The organism is Sphingomonas sp. LR59 (genome assembly GCF_036855945.1).
Lineage (GTDB): Bacteria > Pseudomonadota > Alphaproteobacteria > Sphingomonadales > Sphingomonadaceae > Sphingomonas.
Window position 1 is genome coordinate 2,065,275 of record NZ_JASPFL010000001.1, and the last position, 18,659, is coordinate 2,083,933.

Genomic DNA, 18,659 nt, shown 5'->3' on the forward strand with positions numbered 1-18,659 from the left:
CGATGTCGCCACCATGCACGCGTCTCGTACGACCCGGGGATCTTCGCCAATGATCGGCGGCGACCTGAGGCTGATCATTGCCGCGCTATCGGGAATTCTGCTTGCCGTGGTGATGATCGTCCGCGGACGACTACATCCCTTTATCGGCCTGTTGTGCGGCGCCTTCACGGTTGGTTTGCTGGCGGGGCTGCCGCTGCCGGACGTCGCCAAGGCGGTCCAGAAGGGCGTTGGCGACATCATCGGCGGCACCGGTCTGGTGGTCGCGCTGGGGCTCTCGTTGGGCGCGATGCTGCATCTGTCGGGCGCCGCCGCGTCGCTTGCCAAGGGCGCGCTGAACCTGACCGGCACCCGCGCTGCGCCATGGGCGACGCTCGGCATCGCGATCGTCATCGGACTGCCGCTGTTCTTCGAGACCGGGCTGGTCCTGCTGCTGCCGATCGTCGTCGCGGCGGCGGAGGAAATGTCGGCGATGACCGCGGGAACCAGCGATGCCGCGCGCGATCAGGCCAAGCTGCGGCTGATCATGCCTGCGCTGGCGGGTCTCGGCGTGGTGCATGCGCTGGTGCCACCGCATCCCGGCCCGCTGCTTGCGGTCGAGGCGCTCGGCGCGAACCTTGGGCTGACGATGCTCTACGGAATCCTCATCGCGATCCCGACGGCGATCGTCGCCGGGCCGCTGCTGGCGAAATTCACCACCCGCGGCGTGCGGCTGGCATCGCCGGTGCTGCGCGATACCGGACTGGCGATCGCCACGCCCTCGCGGCTGCTGTCGCTGGTGATCGTGCTGTTGCCGGTGGTGCTGATCGCAACCGGCGAACTGGGTCAGATGATCCCGACGCTGAAGGGCGCGCCCGGCCTGGTCGCGGCGAGCAATCCAGTCGTCGCGCTGCTCCTGACGAACCTGCTCGCGCTCCCGCTGCTGTTCGGGCGGCGGCTGCGCGAGGCGGCGATCCAGGATGCGGTGTGGCACGAGACAATGGGTGCGGCTGGCGCGATCCTGCTGGCGATCGGTGCCGGCGGTGCGCTGAAACAGGTGCTGGTGACCGCCGGCCTGTCCGATCTGCTCGCGCGGACGGTGATGATGTACGCGATCTCGCCGTTGCTGCTCGGCTGGCTTGTGGCGGTCGCGATCCGGCTCGCCGCGGGTTCGGCGACGGTGGCGACGATCACCGCGGTCGGCATCATGCCCGGCGTCGTCGCCAGCTCGGGGGTGTCGCCCGAGCTGGTCGTGCTGGCGATCGGCGCAGGGTCGGTATTCTTCAGCCACGTCAACGATCCGGGCTTCTGGCTGGTCAAGAGCTATGTCGGGACCAGTACCGCGGACACGTTCCGCACCTGGTCGCTGCTCGAGACCGCGATCTCGGTGGTCGGCCTCGCGCTGGTGATGGCGCTGAGCTATGTCGTCTGACGATGCCGGGATCAGGGTATATGCCACTGCAGGAAATGCGGTCGTGACCGAATTACGGCTGGCGGATCGCGCCTATACGGCGATCGTCCGGATCATCACCGACGACAAGCTTGCGGTCGGCGATCGGCTGCCCTCCGAAGCACAGCTTGCGGCGACCTTCGGGATGTCACGGACGATCGTCCGCGAGGCGCTGGCCCGGCTGGCGTCGGACGGAATCACCCAGGCGCGGCGCGGTGCGGGGTCGTACGTCAAGCGCCGCCCTTCCGAACGGCTCGGCACGCACATGCCGATGGATGCGCTGGCGACGACGCTCGGCACCTACGAAGTGCGGTTCGTGCTGGAGGCGGAGGCCGCGCGGCTCGCGGCATCGCGCCGATCGCATTATCAGCTCGAGGCGATCGAACGGGCGCTGGAGGCGTTGCGCAGCGCGTTGCTGTCGAACGCGCCCGCGCATGACGAGGACTGGGTCCTGCACCGCGCGATCGTCGAGGCAACCGCCAACGCGGCGTTCCTGCTGGTGTTCGACCATCTCCACGAGGAGGTGATGCGGATCCTGCGTGCCGGCGTCGATATTTCCCGCTCGCGCCCGCCCGAGGTCATCGGGGCGATGATGGACGAGCATGACGCGATCGTCGAGGCGATCCGCGCGGAAGATGCGGACGGCGCCGCGCTCGCGATGCGCTGGCATTTGTCACAGGGGCGCAAGCGGCTGATGCCGTGATGCGGTGCCCGTTGGTTCGTTCGGTGCGCAGGTCAGCCGCGCCGTTGCTCCTGCAGGGGCGCCGCGATCCCAAGCCAGGCCAGCACCTCTGTCGCCAGCGCATCCGGCGTCCGGCCCGCATCGAGGATCAGCGCGTTTTCATCCGCTGCCGGCCGCTCGAGCGTAGCGAGTTGGCTGTCGAGCAGGCTTGCCGGCATATAATGCCCGGACCGCGCGGCAAGCCGACGCGCGATCTCGGCGGGCATCGTATCGAGCAGCACGAACGACAGCGGCACGGCAGAGGTCGCGGACAGACGCTCGCGGTAACTGCGTTTCAGGGCGGAACAGGCGGCCACCGCGAGGCCACCTTGCTCGGTCCGAGCCCCCAGCGCCGCGTCGCCGAGCGCAGCCCCGAGGCGGTCGAGCCACGGCCAGCGGTCGGCATCGTCGAGCGGATGACCCGACTGCATCTTGGCGATGCTTGCCGGCATGTGGAACATATCGCCTTCGAGCAACGGGCAATGAAGCCTCTCCGCCAAATACGCCGCCAGCGTCGATTTACCGCTGCCGCTGACGCCCATGACGACAATGCCCCTGCCAAGAATGCCCCTGCCAAGGCCGTCATGCGGATTTCCGGAAGTATCTCGCTCTGCTTGCACCACGCGCCCTCGTCGACTGTCCCGCTACGACGCTATCGGACGGCGCAACGGGCTTGGCCATTACGACCTTTGTCGCAGTCGTCCTAGCCGACGCGACCGCCTATCGGGCATGATGTGCCGAAACTTCACGCGCACGCCGAAAGGGACCGATGATGACGGCCAGACCTGCGATCATGCCCTTTCCGCCGCTCATGGCCCTGCCGCGTGTGGCAGCGGCGCTGCTGCTCGCGAGCGTTTCCACAAGCGCCCTCGCCGTGCCGTCGCGATCGGTCTACGCGACCGCCCCCAGCGATCCGCGCGCGATCACCGTCGTCGCCCGCGGCGACGGAGTCACCGATGACGGCCCGGCGATCCAGCGCGCGATCGATGCCGCCGCGGCGACGACCAAGGGCAGCGGCGCCGGCGGCCTCGTCTTCCTTCCCGCCGGGCGTTACCGGATCACCCGCACCCTGTACCTGCGTCCCGGCGTCCGCCTGTTCGGGGTCGGCAAGACGCGTCCGGTGCTCATGCTGGCCAGCGCGACGCCCGGTTTCCAGCGTGGCGTGGGCAGCATGGTCATGTTCACCGGCAACTTGCCGCCACCGCCGGGCGCGCGCCCTGCCCCACCCGTGGCGGTCCCGCCACCGACCAGCGTTCCGTTCGCGCCCGATATCGCAGATGCGAATTCGGGCACCTTCTATTCGGCGCTGTCCAATATCGACTTCATGATCGGCGACGGCAATCCCGCTGCCACCGCGGTCCGCGCGCATGCGGCACAGCATGCGTTTCTGAGCCACATCGATTTCCACCTCGGTTCGGCGCTCGCCGGGATCTACCAAGTCGGCAATCTCGGCCAGGACCTCCGCTTTTATGGCGGGCGGTACGGGATCCTGACCGAAAAGACCTCCCCCGCCTGGCAGTACACGCTGCTCGACTCGGTCTTCGACGGCCAGCGCGACGCCGGTATCCGCGAACACGAAGCGGGGCTCACTTTGGTCAACACGGTGTTCCGCAACACGCCCGTCGGGATCGAGATCGACCGCGGCTATGGCGACTGGCTGTGGGGCAAGGACGTCCGGTTCGATGGCGTGACCAAGGCCGGGATCATCATCAGCAACGAAAGCAGCGCCTATACGCAGATCGGTTTCGACAACGCCGTGGCCAACGCGACACCGGTGTTCGCGCAGTTTCGCGACAGCGGTCGGACATTGGCAGGCCCGACGGCCCGATACCGGGTCGGCGAATTCACCGCCGGACTGACCCTGCCCGCACTGGGTACCACGGGGCGTTTTGCGACACGGTTCGATCCGAAGCCGCTGTCCTCGCCTGCGCCGTCGCGCAAACCGGCGATCCGTGCATTGCCGCCGGTCTCGGCCTGGACGAGCGTCAAGGATCTCGGTGCCCGCGGTGACGATGCCAGCGACGATACCGCGGCGCTCCAGCGCGCGATCGATACGCACCGCGTGCTGTATTTCCCCGCCGGCTTCTACCGCGTCACCGATACGTTGAAGCTGCGCGCCGACACTGTCCTGATCGGCCTTCACCCCAGCCTGACGCAGATCGTGCTCGCGGAGGACAGCCCCGCCTATCGCGGCGTCGGTAGCGCCCATGCCTTGATCGAAAGCGCGAAAGGGGCGCGGCGATCGTTTCCGGGCTCGGGCTGTCGACCGGTGGACGCAATCCGCGCGCGACCGCCTTGCTATGGCGCGCCGGCGAACAGTCGCTGGTCGACGACGTCAAATTCGGCGGCGGGCATGGCAGCTTTCGCGCCGACGGCACTCGCTTCGATCCCTATAATGCGACGCATACCGCCGACCTCGATCCGGCCAAGCGCTGGGACGGGCAATATGCCAGCCTGTGGGTGACGGATGGCGGCGGCGGCACGTTCAATGGCGTGTGGACGCCGAACACCTACGCGCAGGCTGGACTCCACGTCTCGAACACGAGCACGCCGGGCTATGTGTACCAGATGTCGGCCGAGCATCACCGGCGGGCGGAGATCGTCCTCGACGGCGTCCGCAACTGGCAGTTCCTCGCCCCGCAGACCGAGGAGGAAGCCGGCGAAAGCCGCGCCGCGGTCGCGCTGGAGGTGCGCAATTCGCGCGACATCCTGTTCGCCAACCTCCATGCCTACCGCGTGACGCGGTCGCTCGAACCGGCCCCCGCGGCGGTGACTCTGTACGGATCGACCGACATTCGTTTCCGCAATGTCCATGTGAATGCCGAAAGCGGCTTCTCGACGTGCGACGCGAACGGCTGCGGGACCTATCTGCGTGCGAGCAAATATCCGTACGAGAATGCGATCGTCGACATCACGCAGGGTCGCGTGATGCGCGAACGCGAGTTTGCCGTGCTCGACGTCACGACCGCACCAATCCCCGCCGCCGCGCCGCCCTTGGCAGACGTCCGCAAGGTTGCGGACGGCTTCTACTCGCTGGGCGGCGGCGCGGTCGATGCGAAGGGCAAGCTGTACTTCGTCGATCGCCAGTTCCACCGGATTCATGGCTGGTCCGAGACGGAGGGTTTGTCGATCGTCGCGGATGCGCCGCTCGATCCCGTCAATCTCGCGGTGGACCGATCAGGGGGCTTGCTGGTGCTGTCGTCGGCGGGACCGGCCGCGACGGTATACGGTCTCCGACCCGAGGCTCCGCAGGCGATCAAGGTCATCACGCCGACACCGGTCGGGCCCCACGCCAACGCGCGGGTCGTGCTCCCCGGGAGCGTATGGAACAATGGCGAGTTCCGCGATCAATATGACGCGACGCGCGATCACTTCACGACCCTGGCGGAGATGTTTGCACGCGATGTCGGGGTCGCCAAGCCGCTCGAATACGTATCGGCCGATGGCAGCCTCGCCCTGCCCGCCTACCGGGTCTGGCAACAGGGACCGGCCGATCATCTTGGCTGGCGCTTTTCCGACACGCTCGACACCTACGGGCTCGTCACCGGACGCGTCGGCGAGCGTCTGTACCTGGTCAACGGATCGGAGGATCGAACCTATAGCGGGCTGCTTGGGAGCGGTGGCGCGATCACCGACCTGAAACCGTTCGCCTCGCGTGGCGGCGAAAGCGTCGCGGCAGGGCCGGACGGTCGCGTCTACGTCGCCAATGGTCAGGTCTTCGTCTACGCGGCGGACGGCCGCGAGCAGGGACGGATCGACGTGCCCGACCGCCCACTGCAATTGCTGTTCGGCGGCGAGGACGGCCGCACGCTGTTCATCCTGACGCATCACGCGCTCTATACCGCCCGTCCCTGAGCCCCCTTTCCCTCGCCGACCCTGCTCCGTCGATAGGGCGCGGATTGCGACCTTGGTCGTAGATGCCGCGCCAGTCGCGATGCGGTAGACCCCAGCAGACACGATGGACTGACAAGCCGGATCACCGGCACGTACCGTGGGCACAGGGGATGGATCGATGACAATGGCGACGCGCGACCGACTGTCGTTTGGACGATTTGATGGTATCGCTACCAGCCTGGTCGCGCTGGCGACCGTGCTGGCCTGTACGCCTGTGTCGGCCCAGACCGTCGCACCGCCGCCTGCCCCGGTCAGTGATCAGGCCGAGCCGACACCCGATCCGGTTGCGCCGCAAGCCGCCCCCGCCAGCCTTGCCGGTGACGCGCAGGCCCCCGCCTCGGTTAGCGACATTGTCGTCACCGGCACGCGCATCACGTCGAGCGGCTTCAACGCGCCGACGCCGACGACGGTGATCGGCGAGGAGCAGATCCTCAAGAACGCGCAACCCAACATCTTCACGACGGTGGCGCAATTGCCCTCACTGCAGGGCTCGACCGGTGCCACCACGGGCACCTTCAGCACGTCGAGCGGATCGCAAGGGTTGAGCTCGTTCTCGCTGCGCGGCCTCGGCACGATCCGCACGCTGACCTTGCTCGATGGCCAGCGCGTCGTCGGCGCCAACGTCACCGGCGTTCCCGACATCAGCCAGTTCCCCCAATTGCTGATCAAGCGCGTCGATATCGTCACTGGCGGCGCCTCGGCATCCTATGGCTCGGACGCGGTCGGCGGCGTGATCAACTTCATCACCGACACCAAGTTCACCGGGTTCAAGGCCAACGTCCAGACCGGCGTGACCACGTACGGCGATGACGGCCAGGTGCTGTTCCAGGCCGCGGTCGGCAAGAGCTTCGCGAACGACAAGCTCCACGTCATCCTGAGCGGGGAATATTCGAAGGAGCAGGGCGTCGGCCCCGGCAATTTCGGCGAGGACCTCGCCGGCAGCCGCGACTGGTACCGCGCGACGACCTTGGTCGACACCGGCATCCGCAACAACGGCTCGCCGCAGCTTCTCTACCGCGACAATGGGCAGGCCTATCAATACACCAAATACGGGCTGATCAGCGCCGGGCCGCTGCAAGGCACCGCGTTCGACGTCAACGGCCAGCCGTTCGCGTTCAATTACGGCTCGAACGGCGTGCCGGCGAAGAACGCGGCGGGCAACGTCACCGGTTGTTATGTCGGCTTCTGCGTCGGCGGCGACCAGTCGGGGCATGTCGGATCGGGCACGTCGCTGCAATCCGCGATCCAGCGCCTCAACGGCTATACGCGCATCAGCTACGACGTTGCGCCCGACATGGAGGTCTACATGACCGCCAACGTCGCGCAGGTGAAGACGCACAACCAGCCCAATCCTGGCGCATCCAAGACCGGGCTGACGATCCAGTGCGCCAACCCGTATCTGCCCGCGTCGATCTCGGCAGCCTGTGCGGCGAACGGCATCACCAATTTCCAGTACGGCCTCAGCAACGCGATCCTGCCGAACATCCAGGTCAACACCGATCGTCGTCAGTATCGCTTCGTCGGGGGCTTGAAGGGCAAGTCCGATCTGCTGGGTACCAGCTGGACCTATGACGCATCGTACGAGCACGGCATCAACATCACCGACATCAACGTCGACAATGTCAGCCTGACCGGACGCTACAACCAGGCGATCAACGCGACGCGGATCAACGGCCAGATCGTCTGCGCCGATGCGGCCGCGCGCGCCGCCGGGTGCCAGCCGATCAACATCTTCGGCGGCACCACGCCGTCGGCGGGTGCGCTCGCCTATATCACCCCCGCAGCGGGGCCGTTCCAGCATACCAAGCAGACGCAGGATGCCGCCGCCGGCAGCATCTCGGGCGAGCCGATCACCTTGTGGGCAGGCCCGTTGGCGCTGGCCGCGGGTATCGAATGGCGCCGCGAATTCTACCGCGTCAACGCCGACCCTTACGGCGCAGGCGTGTCCGCGATCAGCCCGAATTCGACGCTGTACCCCAGCGATCCGAACCTCAATTCGACGATTGGCAGCAACTGGTACGCGGGCAACTACAAAAACGGCACGGGCAAATACACCGTCCTCGAAAGCTTCCTCGAGATGAACCTGCCGATCCTCGACTCGAAGACGCTCGGCCGCGCGAACGTCAACGCCGCCGGCCGCGCGACGCGCTATTCGACCTCGGGCGTGGTCTATGCCTGGAAGGTAGGCGGCACGTGGGAGACGCCGCTCGACGGCTTCCGCCTGCGCGCGGTGACGTCGCGCGACGTCCGCGCACCGAACCTGTCGGAGCTGTTCGCCGCGCCGACCACCACGACCGTCCCCAACTTCACCGATCCGTTCCGCAACACGCAGGTGCTGATCATCCAGAACACGATCGGCAATTCGGCGCTCCGCCCCGAGATCGCGCGCAGCACCGAGGCGGGCATCGTCCTGTCGCGGCCGACATGGTTGCCGGGGCTCAGCCTGTCGTTCGACTATTACACGATCAAGCTGAAGGACGTCGTCTCCAGCCTGACCGCGGCGCAGATCGTCAATCTTTGCTTCCAGGGCAACACGGACACCTGCAGCGCGTTCAATCTTCAGAACACCGCCGGGCCGAACTTCGTCAACGTGCAGTCCTTCAACCTGGCGTCGATCAAGACCAACGGCTTTGATCTCGAGGGCAGCTATCAGTGGCGCAAACCACTCGGGATCGACGGCAATTTCACGGTCCGGGCGCTTGCCACCCACGTCATGAAGTACGTGACCGATCCCGGCCTGCCCGGTACCATTCCCGTGGATACGGCGGGTGCCAATTCGGGTGCGACCCCCGACTGGAAGTGGCTCGCGACCGAAAGCTACGACAATGATCAGTTCAGTCTCACGCTGCAGCAGCGCTGGTTCAGCGATGGCGTGATCGGCCATCAATATGTCGTCTGCCAGCCCGGCAACTGCCCGGTATCGACCGCGAACAACCCGACGATCGACTATAATAAGATGAAGGGCGCGTTCTACTTCGACGTCGGCGGCGCGCTGAACGTCACCAAGCAGGTCAGCATGTTCTTCAAGGTCGACAATCTGTTCGATCACGATCCCGAACCGTCGCCACAGACCAATACGGGGCTCGACGTGAACCCGGCATTGTACGACACATTGGGCCGGTTCTACCGGATCGGCGTGCGCGCGCGGTTCTGACGGGTCCGGATCGCCTATCCTTCCAAACGCCGGGACGCTCTATTCATGGATTTTGCACGACGCGATATCATCCTGTCCGCCGCCGCACTTGCGCTGAGTTCGGCGGCGTGCGGCGCAGGGCGGCCCGACCGCAAGCTCGGCTATGCGATCGTCGGGCTCGGCTCGTACGGGCTCGACGTCATCATACCCCAGTTCGCCAATTGCACGCACAGCCGGCTGGCCGCCGTGGTCAGCGGCGATCCCGTCAAGGCGAAGCGGGTCGCCGCCGAGCACGGCCTGCCCGCCAGCGCGGTCTATTCCTACGCCAATTTCGACTCGATCCGAAACAATCCGGATGTCGACATCGTCTATGTCTGCCTGCCCAATGCGCTGCACGCCGAGTACACGATCCGCGCGGCGAAGGCGGGCAAGCACGTGATGTGCGAAAAGCCGATGGCGGTCTCGGTCGCGGAATGCGAGGCGATGATCGCCGCGTGCAAGACCGCGAACCGCAAGCTGATGATCGGCTATCGCTGCCATTTCGAGGCCTATAACCTCGAGGCGATGCGCTTGGCGCATACCGGTGCGGCGGGGAAAATCCGTTATGTCCGGTCCGAGCACGGCTTCGTCCAGCGCGATCCGTCGAAATGGCGGCTGAAGCGCGCGTTGTCGGGCGGCGGGTCGCTGATGGACATGGGCATCTACAGCCTCCAGGCGGCACGCTACATGACCGGCGAGGAACCGGTCGCGGTGACCGCCCGCGAATCCACCGACCGCCGCGATCCCCGCTTTACCGAGGTCGAGGACATGATCGACTGGACGTTGGAATTCCCCTCGGGCGCGATCGCCGGATGCCAGTCGATGTACAGCGCCAACCAGAACCACATCCTGTTGATGGGCGACGCCGGCCGGATCGAGCTCGAGCCGGCAACGCGCTATGACGGCAACCAGATGTGGGTCGGCAAGGACGGCCGCGAGCGCGCGGTCACGCCGCCGCCTGGCCCCGGCAAGACGCAGTTCGCGGGGCAACTCGATCACCTCGTCGATTGCGTCCGCACCGGGCGCGAACCGATCGTGTCGGGCGAAGAGGGCCTGCGCGACATGCGCATCGTCGAGGCGATCTACCGTTCCGCGCGCGAAGGGCGGACCATCCGCCTGGACGGTCGCGCATGATCGCGCGTCTGGTGGCCGTTGCCCTCGCCCTCGTGTCGGTTGCTGCAACGGCGCAGACCACGGATCCCACTGCCTTCGCATCGGGTGCCGAAGTGACCTCGCAGGTCGCAGCGATGGCGAAAGCCATGAAACCCGGACAGGGCTTTGCGTGGCAGCCCTTGGTGCGCGACGGCGAAACGGTGGCCGCGCTCGAATATTGGAAGACCCCGGGACGCCCGGCAGTGCATCCGGACCAGGCCGAATACGCGATCGTCATCGCCGGTGCCGGGACGCTGATATCGGGTGGCACGCTAGAGGCAGCAAAATCCGTCAAGCCCGACCTCACCGAAGGCGACCGCATCGTCGGCGGCACCACGCGCACGTTGAAGCCGGGCGACGTCATGCTGATCCCGGCGGGCGTACCGCACTGGTTCGGCATCACCGGCGGCCGCCTCGTACTGCTCGGCACGAAGCTCCCCGTGCGGCGGTAGGCGCAGGTCGGAAATGATTGCCGGAGCCGAAGGCCCGTCATCCTGACGAACGTCAGGACCCAGAGCCATGAGCGCTGGCCTCCGTAACCCTGGGTCCTGACGTTCGTCAGGATGACGGTCGGCGGAATGTCAGGTTGCTATGAAATACACGCTGCCGCCGACCGATCGTCCCCCGCCCGGGGGGATTCGGAGGGTCTGACTCACCCCCACCAACCGCGGCGCAGCGGCACGCGCAGGACGCGGTCGTTCGCAGTCAGGTACAGCGCCCTCCCCGCTCGCCGAACGCGCAGTTCGCGATCGGCGCCCCGGTCGAGATCAGCCCCAATGGTTCGGCCTCGGGCGTCAGGATCATCATCCCGCCCGGCACCGAGCACACCAGCGTGCCATCGCGCGCTACCTTCATGCCATCAGGCAGACCCGCGCCACCGCGCGCCTGCATCGGTTTCGCATCAAGCCAGACCCGCGCGTTACCGGGCCGCCCCGCGGAATCCAGATCATAGACCATGATCCGGGGCGCGGTTTCGTCCGATACCGATACGTAGAGCCGCCGCTCGTCGGGTGACAGCGCGATGCCGTTGGGGCGCGTCAGTCCGCCGTCGAGCAGCTCGACACCGCCGTCCCGCGTCCAGCGATAGACGCCGTTGACCGTCATCTCCTTGTCCGGCGAGGCGTCGCCGTCGACCAGTCCATAAGGCGGATCGGTGAAGTAGATCGCACCGTCGCGCGCGACGTGCAGGTCGTTCGGGCTGTTGAAGCGCTTGCCGCGATACCGGTCGATCAGCACCTCGCGACGGCGCGTGACCAGATCGACGCGGTCGATCGAGCGGCCGCCGCTGTTCGCGATCAGAAGCTTGCCCGCACGATCGAGCGCAAGACCATTGGCGCCCGGCTCTCGGACGCGTTTGGGATCGGTTCCACCGGCGCCGGACGGATCGAGGAACGGCATCGCACGGCCACCCTTGCGCCAGCGCCGGACGATATTGGCCGCGGGGTCGGAGAACAACAGATACGATCCCGAGTCTTGGCCGGCTTCGACCCACAACGGCCCCTCTGCCCAACGAATCCCGGTGGCGATCGTCTCGATGACCGCGTTCGGCGCGATCATGCGGTCGAGTACCGGCGACAGACGGACGATCCGCGGGACGACGGCACGCGCCTCCGCAGCGCCAGCCGTCGCGGCGCGCGCGGAGCCGAGCAGCGCCAGTCCACCGATCATGACGCTGCGTCGATCCAGCGCGAGGCCGTTACGCACTTCGGACGACGAACGACTCTGTCCGGTTGGTTCCCACGTCATGCCGTCATCCTCCGCGTTGCACTTGGTAGCGCTATCGCCCAAGATGCGACGATAAAAGCGAGAGGATCACTGTGTCGATACCGAAATGGGGATACGCCACGGCGTTCGGAGTCAGCGTCATTCTCGCCAGCCCGGTCTTCGCGGCCACCGCGCGTACGATCGCGGTCGACGTACAGGCACCGACGACGCCCCGCGACCGCATGGCCGAGCTTTCCATCGGCGCCGATTTTCCCGGCACGCTGCAACGCGAGGACAGTCTGGCGCAGCTGGGGCTCGTTCAGAAAGACCTGCGCTTCCGCTATATCCGCTTCCACAACGTCTTTGCGGACCAGTTGAGCGTGTACCGCGAAGTGAACGGCAAGCCGGTCTATGATTGGCGCAAGCTTGATCGGCTGTACGACCGGCTGCTCGGCATGGGGCTCAAGCCGTTCGTCGAACTCGGCTTCACGCCCGACGCGATGAAGACGTCCGACCAGACGATCTTCTACTGGAAGGGTAACACGTCGCATCCCCAGCCGGACAAATGGACCGCACTGGTCGATGCATTCACGCGCCACATGATCGACCGCTATGGCGCCAAGGAAGTCCGCAGCTGGTATTTCGAATTCTGGAACGAACCCAATCTCGCCGGCTTCTGGGAAGGCGCCGACCAGGCCGCCTATTTCGACTATTACAAACGCACCGTGCGCGCAATCAAGGCGATCGACCCTGCGCTGCGCGTCGGCGGGCCGGCGACCGCAGGCGCTGGCTGGGTGCCCGAATTCCTCGCTTATGCGAAAGCCAATGCGCTCCCGGTCGATTTCGTCAGCACGCATACCTACGGCGTCGAGGGCGGCTTTCTCGACGAGAAGGGCGAAGGCGACAACAAGCTGTCGCGTGATCCCGATGCCGTCGTGAAGGACGTCCGCGCCGTGCGCGCGCAGATCGATGCCGCCGGCCGCCCCGGACTGCCGCTGTTCTTCACTGAATGGAGCACCAGCTACAATCCACGCGATCCGATCCACGACGATTATCTCGGCGCGGCCTATGTGCTCTCCAAGCTGCGGCGCACCGAGGGGCTGGCGCAGGGCATGAGCTACTGGACGTTCAGCGACCTGTTCGAGGAACCAGGGCCGCAGGCCAAGCCGTTCGAGGGCGGCTTCGGGCTGATGACGCCGCAAGGCGTGCGCAAAGCGACGTGGTTCGCCTATAAATACCTCGCCGAGCTGGGCGACCGTGAAGTGCCGACCGGCGACGCCCAGAGCATCGCCGCGATCAAGGGGCGGACGATCCAGCTGCTCGCATGGCGCGACGTCCTGCCCGACCAGCCCGTGAGCAATCGCCCGTTCTTCACCAAGGTCCGCGTTCCCGCCGCTGCGGCGCCGCTCGATATCAAGCTCGGTAGCCTGAAGCCCGGATCGTACCGCGTCACGGTACGCCGCACCGGCTTTCGCCAGAACGATGCCTATACCGCGTATCTCGAAATGGGCAGGCCAGCGGCGCTGACCGGGGCGCAGCTTGCGCAGTTGCAGGCAGCGACGCGGGATTTGCCGACCACCAGCACGCTTCGGGTCCGCGCCGATGGCAAGGCGACGATCGAACTGCCGATGCGCGATCACGATGTCGTGATGATCGAGCTGACACCGGCCTGAACCGAGTACGGCCCAGCCGGAACAGTCGGACACTTTCGTCGCGTTCGAGGATTGGAGCACCACCCCGCACAGACCACAGGACACCGTCATGCGCATTGATCTTACCGGCAAGACCGCGCTCGTCACCGGCTCTACCGAAGGCATCGGTTTCGGCATCGCGCAAGGGCTCGCACGGGCGGGCGCGACCGTCATCGTCAATGGCCGTACGCAGGCGAAGGTCGATACCGCGGTCGAGAAGATCGGCGGCAATGCGCGCGGGGTGGCCGCAGACCTCGGCAACGCCGACGGTCATGACGTGCTCGCCGCCGCGGTGCCGCACGCCGATATCGTCGTCAGCAATCTCGGTATCTTCCAACCCGCCGACTTTTTCGACGTCGACGACGCGACCTGGGACCGGCACTGGCAGGTCAACGTGATGGCCGGCGTCCGATTGGCCCGTACATACCTGCCGGGCATGGCGGCGAACGGCTGGGGGCGCCTGGTGATGCTGTCGTCCGAATCCGCCTTCAACATTTCCGTCGAGATGATCCACTACGGCGTCAGCAAGACCGCCGACGTCGCGCTCGCACGGGGCCTCGCCAAGCGGATGGCAGGCACCGGCGTGACGGTGAATTCGGTGCTACCCGGCCCGACCTTGTCCGAAGGCGTCGAGGCGATGCTCGAGGACGAACGCGCCAAGACCGGCAAGCCGATCGACGAAGTCGCCGCGACATTCGTCCAGACGCATCGACCAAGCTCGATCATCCGCCGTGCCGCCACGGTCGAGGAGGTCGCGAACATGGTCGTCTATCTGGCCTCCCCGCTTGCCTCCGCCACCACGGGGGCGGCGATGCGCGTCGATGGCGGCGTGATCGACACGCTCTGACGCGGCACCGGTGGATCCGTTTCTCGCTGCGCTCGACCGGTTGCCGACCGGCTATAGCGAGGGTCTGTTCGCTGGCTGTCGCTGGGGCGTCACGGTCGACCTTTCGGCGGATCGTCGGCGGTGCTGGGTCTGGGGCGAAGAACTGGGCGGCAAGGCACGGATCAGTTTCAACCTTTACAGGTTGGCGGACCGGCCCGTGCTACGCCCCTGCGAGATGCCCGCCGAAACCGTGATCGCCTTCATACTCGGCTACACGCCCGATCCGGTGCGGCTCACGCCACCGCCGTCGCGTGGATAGGCAGGAGTGCCGCACCGATCGTCGCGGCGGCACCCTCCAGCGTGGACACCGAGATGATCGGCACGCCGCTGACATGATCGCCGATGTGCATCGCGCCGAAGTCGATATGCTCGACGAGCGCACGCAGGATGCGGTTCGGCAGCGGGCTTGAGATCACGAACTCGCCCGGATCGATCCACGCAAGCCCCCAGTTTATGATCGGTGCGATCTGGCTGGCGGCGCGCCGGACCCAGGCGTCGACGACGTCTTCATACCCAGCGACCACCGCCTCGAAATCGACCAGCGAATGGATCTCGCAACCGGCTTCACGCAACGTGATCAACAGGTCGAGCGTCGAGGGGCGTGGCCGGTCGTTGGGATAGAGACAGCCGATCTCCCCCGCGCTCGCCATCGCGCCGCGCAGGATCCGCCCCTCGACGATGATCCCCGCGCCGATCCCATGGCCGAGCAGGATCACCACCGCAGTCGAGCAGCGCCGCATCAGTCCGCCGACATAATATTCCGCCAGCGCCGCGGTATTGGCATCGTTCTCGATCCAGATCCGGTGACCGATATGCTCCTCGAACAGCGTCTTCAGATCGATTCCACGCCATGCCCCGAGGCTGTCGACGGTCCAGCGCCGATTCCCCTCGGGCGAGAGCGACGAGCCCGGAACGCCGATCCCGACGCCCAGCAGTCGCCGCCCGAGCAGCCGGTTCTCGATCGCCATGGCGTGCATCGAAGCCGTGACGCGTGCGGCGAACACGCAAGGATCGGGATCGTCGAACGGTTGCGAGCTGTGTGCGATCACCCCGCCCGCATAGTCGACGAGCGCCACCTCCATCAGCCCGCGGTGGAGCATCGCACCGACCGCGTAGCCGGCGTCGGGCGATATCCGCAGCGGCACGGCGGGCCGACCGGGCGTCACCGGCTCCGAACTCGGACATTCCTCGATCAGTCCGTGTGCGAGGAGGTTGCTCGACAGCCGCGTCAGCTTCGACGCGCTCATCGCGAGATCGCCGGCGAGCTGCTTGCGCGATCGTGCACCGACCGAGCGCAGGACCTGCATGATCCGCCGCTCGTCATCGTCCAGTCTCAGCTTGGCATAGGCCATTGCCTGCTCCCTCGCTGATCCCGATAGTCGATTAGTTTATTTCGTGAAATTAATTAAAATCGTCATATTCCACGTCCAGCGGCGTGGCAACGAACAGGGTTGGGGACGAACAGATGACCAAATTTGGCTTGCGCACGGGTTGCGCCATTCTCGCGTTGAGCATCGCCGCGCAGTCGCCGGCCTGGGCCCAGACCGCCCCCACCACGCCGCCTGCCGCCACGCCCCCGGCCGAAGCGGTCCCGGACGCATCCGCACCCGACGCCGCGGCGCCTGACGCCGGCGGCGGCGACATCATCGTCACCGGCTCGGCTCGCCAACAGCGCCGCTTCGACGTCTCCTACGCGGTCAACTCGCTGAGCAACGCCGACATCCAGAAGCTTGCGCCGATCAACTTCGCCGACCTGCTCGGTAAGCTGCCCGGGTTCGCGGTCGAGAACACCGGCGGCGAGGTTCAGAACATCATCCGTCTGCGCGGCCTGCCGAGCGACGGCGGCCTCGTCACGTTCCAGCAGGACGGACTGCCGCTGTTCCACGAAAATGACGGCAATTTCTTCCGCGGCGACAGCATCAACCGGTTCGACCTGATGACGCAGCGCGTCGAGGTCGTGCGCGGCGGCCCTGCTCCGGTTTATGCGAGCTATGCCGCAGCGATCGTCAACAACATCACCGTGTCGGGCACCGACACGACGCGCGGCAAGGCACAGGTCACGCTCGGCGACACCGGGCTCTACCGGCTCGACGCGTACCAGGCGGGTCCGATCGACGACTCGACCTATTACGCGATCGGCGGGTTCCTGCGCCGCCACGACGGCTACCGCGACAACGGCTTCCCGAACGATCGCGGCGGCCAGATCCGCGCCAACATCAAGCACGACTTCAGCAACGGATCGCTGCGCGTGTCCGGCAATTACCTCAACGATCACAACGTGTTCTATTTGCCGATCCCGACCGCCGACCCGCGCGATCCGAGCAAGTCGCTCAACCAGTATATCGACTTCTTCAGCGGCACGATGAACTCGCCTGCGCTGCGCAACGCGAACATCCGTTTCCGCGAGGCCGACGGCACGACGCGCAACGTCGACGCCGATCTCGGCAATGGTCGCCACACGCAGTTCGGCAACGTCGGCGTGCAGTACGACGCGGATTACGACGGCTGGAAGGTCGCGGCGAAGGGCGGCGTCAGCGTCGGCAAGCTCCATTTCAACGCGCTGTATTCGACCAGCAACCCCTCGGACGCCAACGCCTATGCCGCCAGCAACCTCGGCGCGGCACGGACCGCGTTTGGCGCGGGCGTGACCCGGCTCGGCTATGCGATCGCCGGCACCAACGGCGCCGAAGTCTATGACCCCAACGCCGCCTCCGGCCTCGTCGTCCCCGCGCAGTTCCGCGACGTCGTCTCGAAATACTATTCGACGCAAGGCGATCTCAGCGTCACCCGCTCGATCGCAACCGGGTTCGGCACGCACGATCTGCGCGTCGGCGTGTATGGCAGCCTGTACGGCGAGACCAACGAGGTCGCGTATCAGGACTATCTGCTCGAGGTGAAGGGCAAGCCGCGGACGCTCGATCTGATCGCGTACAACGCCGCGGGCCAGGCTGTCGGTTCGATCACCGACAACGGCGTGCTACGCTATACGACCACACTCAACCGCGGCAACACCGACGCGAAGATGTACGCGCTCTACGCCAACGACACCTGGGAACTGACCAAGGGCCTGACGCTCGACGGCGGTGTCCGCCACGAACGGTACAGCTTCAACGGCTATGCCTTCGCGACGACCTCCGCCAACCTTGGCGACCCGACCACGCTCGCCGACAATGCGGTCCGCGCGTTCACCGGCCAGATCATCAATTCGAAGCTGAGCCCGAGCATCACCAACTGGACGGGCGGAATCAACTACGACGTCACGCAGCATCTCGGCGCCTATGCCCGCGCGTCGCATCTCGAAACGCCGCCGTCGACGCAGGTCACCTACCAGATCAACCCGACGATCATCACCTCGAAGGCGAACCAGTATGAGGTCGGGCTGAAGGCCGCATTCGGCCGGTCGTATCTGTACCTGATCGGCTTCTATACGCGCTATAATCCGCTCAACGCGTCGTTCGTCGCGCTCGACCCGGTCACCGGCCGCAACGACCAGTCGGTGCCGTTCGTCGGCAAGGCGGAGATCAAGGGCATCGAGATCGACGGCAACCTCGCGCTGCCGCACGGTTTCGCAGTCACCGGCGCGCTGACGATCAGCGATCCGCAGTATAAGAGCCTCGTCAACGCCAACGGCGCGAGCGCGGGCGACGTCGAGGGTAACCAGATCGTCCGCGAGCCCAAAATCTATGGCAACATCCGACCCTCGGTCGACTTCGACGTCGCGGGCAACTCGGTGCAGCTGTACGGCCGCTACGAATATACCGGCAAACGCTATGTCGACTTCTTCAACAACACTGCCCTGCCTTCGTATCAGACGGTCGGCGCTGGGCTCACGCTGACGCACGACACGTGGCAGATGCAGGTCGTTGGCGACAATCTGTTCAACGCGAAGGGCCTGACCGAGGGCAACACGCGCACCGATCAGTTGAGCGGCCAAGGTACCGCGGATGCGATCTACGGCCGCCCGATCTTCGGTCGCAACGTCCGCCTCGTGGTCAGCAAGTCCTGGTGACGGG

12 protein-coding genes and 1 pseudogene are annotated in these 18,659 nt (G+C 66.1%); 10 read left to right on the forward strand and 3 right to left on the reverse strand.

All coding sequences use genetic code 11. From position 1 onward, the window contains the following. Nucleotides 1-49: 49 nt before the first annotated feature. Entirely contained in the window at nt 50-1,408 is a 1,359-nt protein-coding gene (locus QP164_RS09495) for a GntP family permease (RefSeq protein WP_132898020.1), read from the forward strand. A gap of 43 nt (nt 1,409-1,451) precedes the next feature. Continuing rightward, nucleotides 1,452-2,129, forward strand: a complete 678-nt coding sequence (locus tag QP164_RS09500; protein ID WP_333922980.1) for a FadR/GntR family transcriptional regulator — start codon at nt 1,452-1,454, stop codon at nt 2,127-2,129. A 32-nt stretch (nt 2,130-2,161) separates the two neighbouring features. Here the strand turns inward: QP164_RS09500 and QP164_RS09505 are convergent, their stop codons facing one another. Beyond that, a complete protein-coding gene (locus QP164_RS09505) occupies nt 2,162-2,689 on the reverse strand; it encodes a gluconokinase (protein ID WP_333922981.1) in 528 nt (175 codons plus the stop codon). Nucleotides 2,690-2,958: 269 nt separating this feature from the next. Between QP164_RS09505 and QP164_RS09510 the strand changes: the two are divergent. From QP164_RS09510 to QP164_RS09525, 4 genes and pseudogenes are all read left to right on the forward strand, one after another. Continuing rightward, nucleotides 2,959-6,002, forward strand: a pseudogene (locus QP164_RS09510) (glycosyl hydrolase family 28-related protein). 163 nt (nt 6,003-6,165) lie between these two features. Next, nucleotides 6,166-9,195, forward strand: coding sequence for a TonB-dependent receptor domain-containing protein (locus tag QP164_RS09515; RefSeq protein ID WP_333922982.1), 3,030 nt, complete (start codon nt 6,166-6,168; stop codon nt 9,193-9,195). 45 nt (nt 9,196-9,240) lie between these two features. Then, entirely contained in the window at nt 9,241-10,347 is a 1,107-nt protein-coding gene (locus QP164_RS09520) for a Gfo/Idh/MocA family protein (RefSeq protein WP_132898023.1), read from the forward strand. Beyond that, a complete protein-coding gene (locus QP164_RS09525; RefSeq protein WP_132898024.1) occupies nt 10,344-10,817 on the forward strand; it encodes a cupin domain-containing protein in 474 nt (157 codons plus the stop codon). The genes QP164_RS09520 and QP164_RS09525 overlap by 4 nt, the downstream gene beginning before the upstream one ends. 253 nt (nt 10,818-11,070) lie before the next feature. Here QP164_RS09525 and QP164_RS09530 read toward each other — a convergent pair whose 3' ends face one another. Next, a complete protein-coding gene (locus tag QP164_RS09530) occupies nt 11,071-12,111 on the reverse strand; it encodes an SMP-30/gluconolactonase/LRE family protein (protein WP_333922983.1) in 1,041 nt (346 codons plus the stop codon). 71 nt (nt 12,112-12,182) lie between these two features. Here QP164_RS09530 and QP164_RS09535 point away from each other — a divergent pair, with 71 nt between their 5' ends. The 3 genes from QP164_RS09535 (at nt 12,183) to QP164_RS09545 (ending at nt 14,905) form a co-directional block, all read left to right on the forward strand. After that, nucleotides 12,183-13,742: a GH39 family glycosyl hydrolase gene (locus QP164_RS09535; RefSeq protein ID WP_333922984.1), complete on the forward strand. Its 1,560-nt coding sequence runs from the start codon at nt 12,183-12,185 to the stop codon at nt 13,740-13,742. An 88-nt stretch (nt 13,743-13,830) separates the two neighbouring features. Then, the gene (locus QP164_RS09540) at nt 13,831-14,607 is read left to right on the forward strand and encodes an SDR family NAD(P)-dependent oxidoreductase (RefSeq protein WP_333922985.1); all 777 of its coding nucleotides are present in this window, start codon (nt 13,831-13,833) and stop codon (nt 14,605-14,607) included. Nucleotides 14,608-14,617: 10 nt separating this feature from the next. Beyond that, nucleotides 14,618-14,905, forward strand: coding sequence for a hypothetical protein (locus tag QP164_RS09545; RefSeq protein ID WP_333922986.1), 288 nt, complete (start codon nt 14,618-14,620; stop codon nt 14,903-14,905). Here QP164_RS09545 and QP164_RS09550 read toward each other — a convergent pair. Further along, nucleotides 14,880-15,998: an ROK family transcriptional regulator gene (locus QP164_RS09550; RefSeq protein WP_132898027.1), complete on the reverse strand. Its 1,119-nt coding sequence runs from the start codon at nt 15,996-15,998 to the stop codon at nt 14,880-14,882. The genes QP164_RS09545 and QP164_RS09550 overlap by 26 nt on opposite strands. A 113-nt stretch (nt 15,999-16,111) precedes the next feature. Between QP164_RS09550 and QP164_RS09555 the strand changes: the two genes are divergently transcribed. Further along, nucleotides 16,112-18,655, forward strand: a complete 2,544-nt coding sequence (locus QP164_RS09555; RefSeq protein ID WP_333922987.1) for a TonB-dependent receptor — start codon at nt 16,112-16,114, stop codon at nt 18,653-18,655. Nucleotides 18,656-18,659 lie beyond the last annotated feature (4 nt).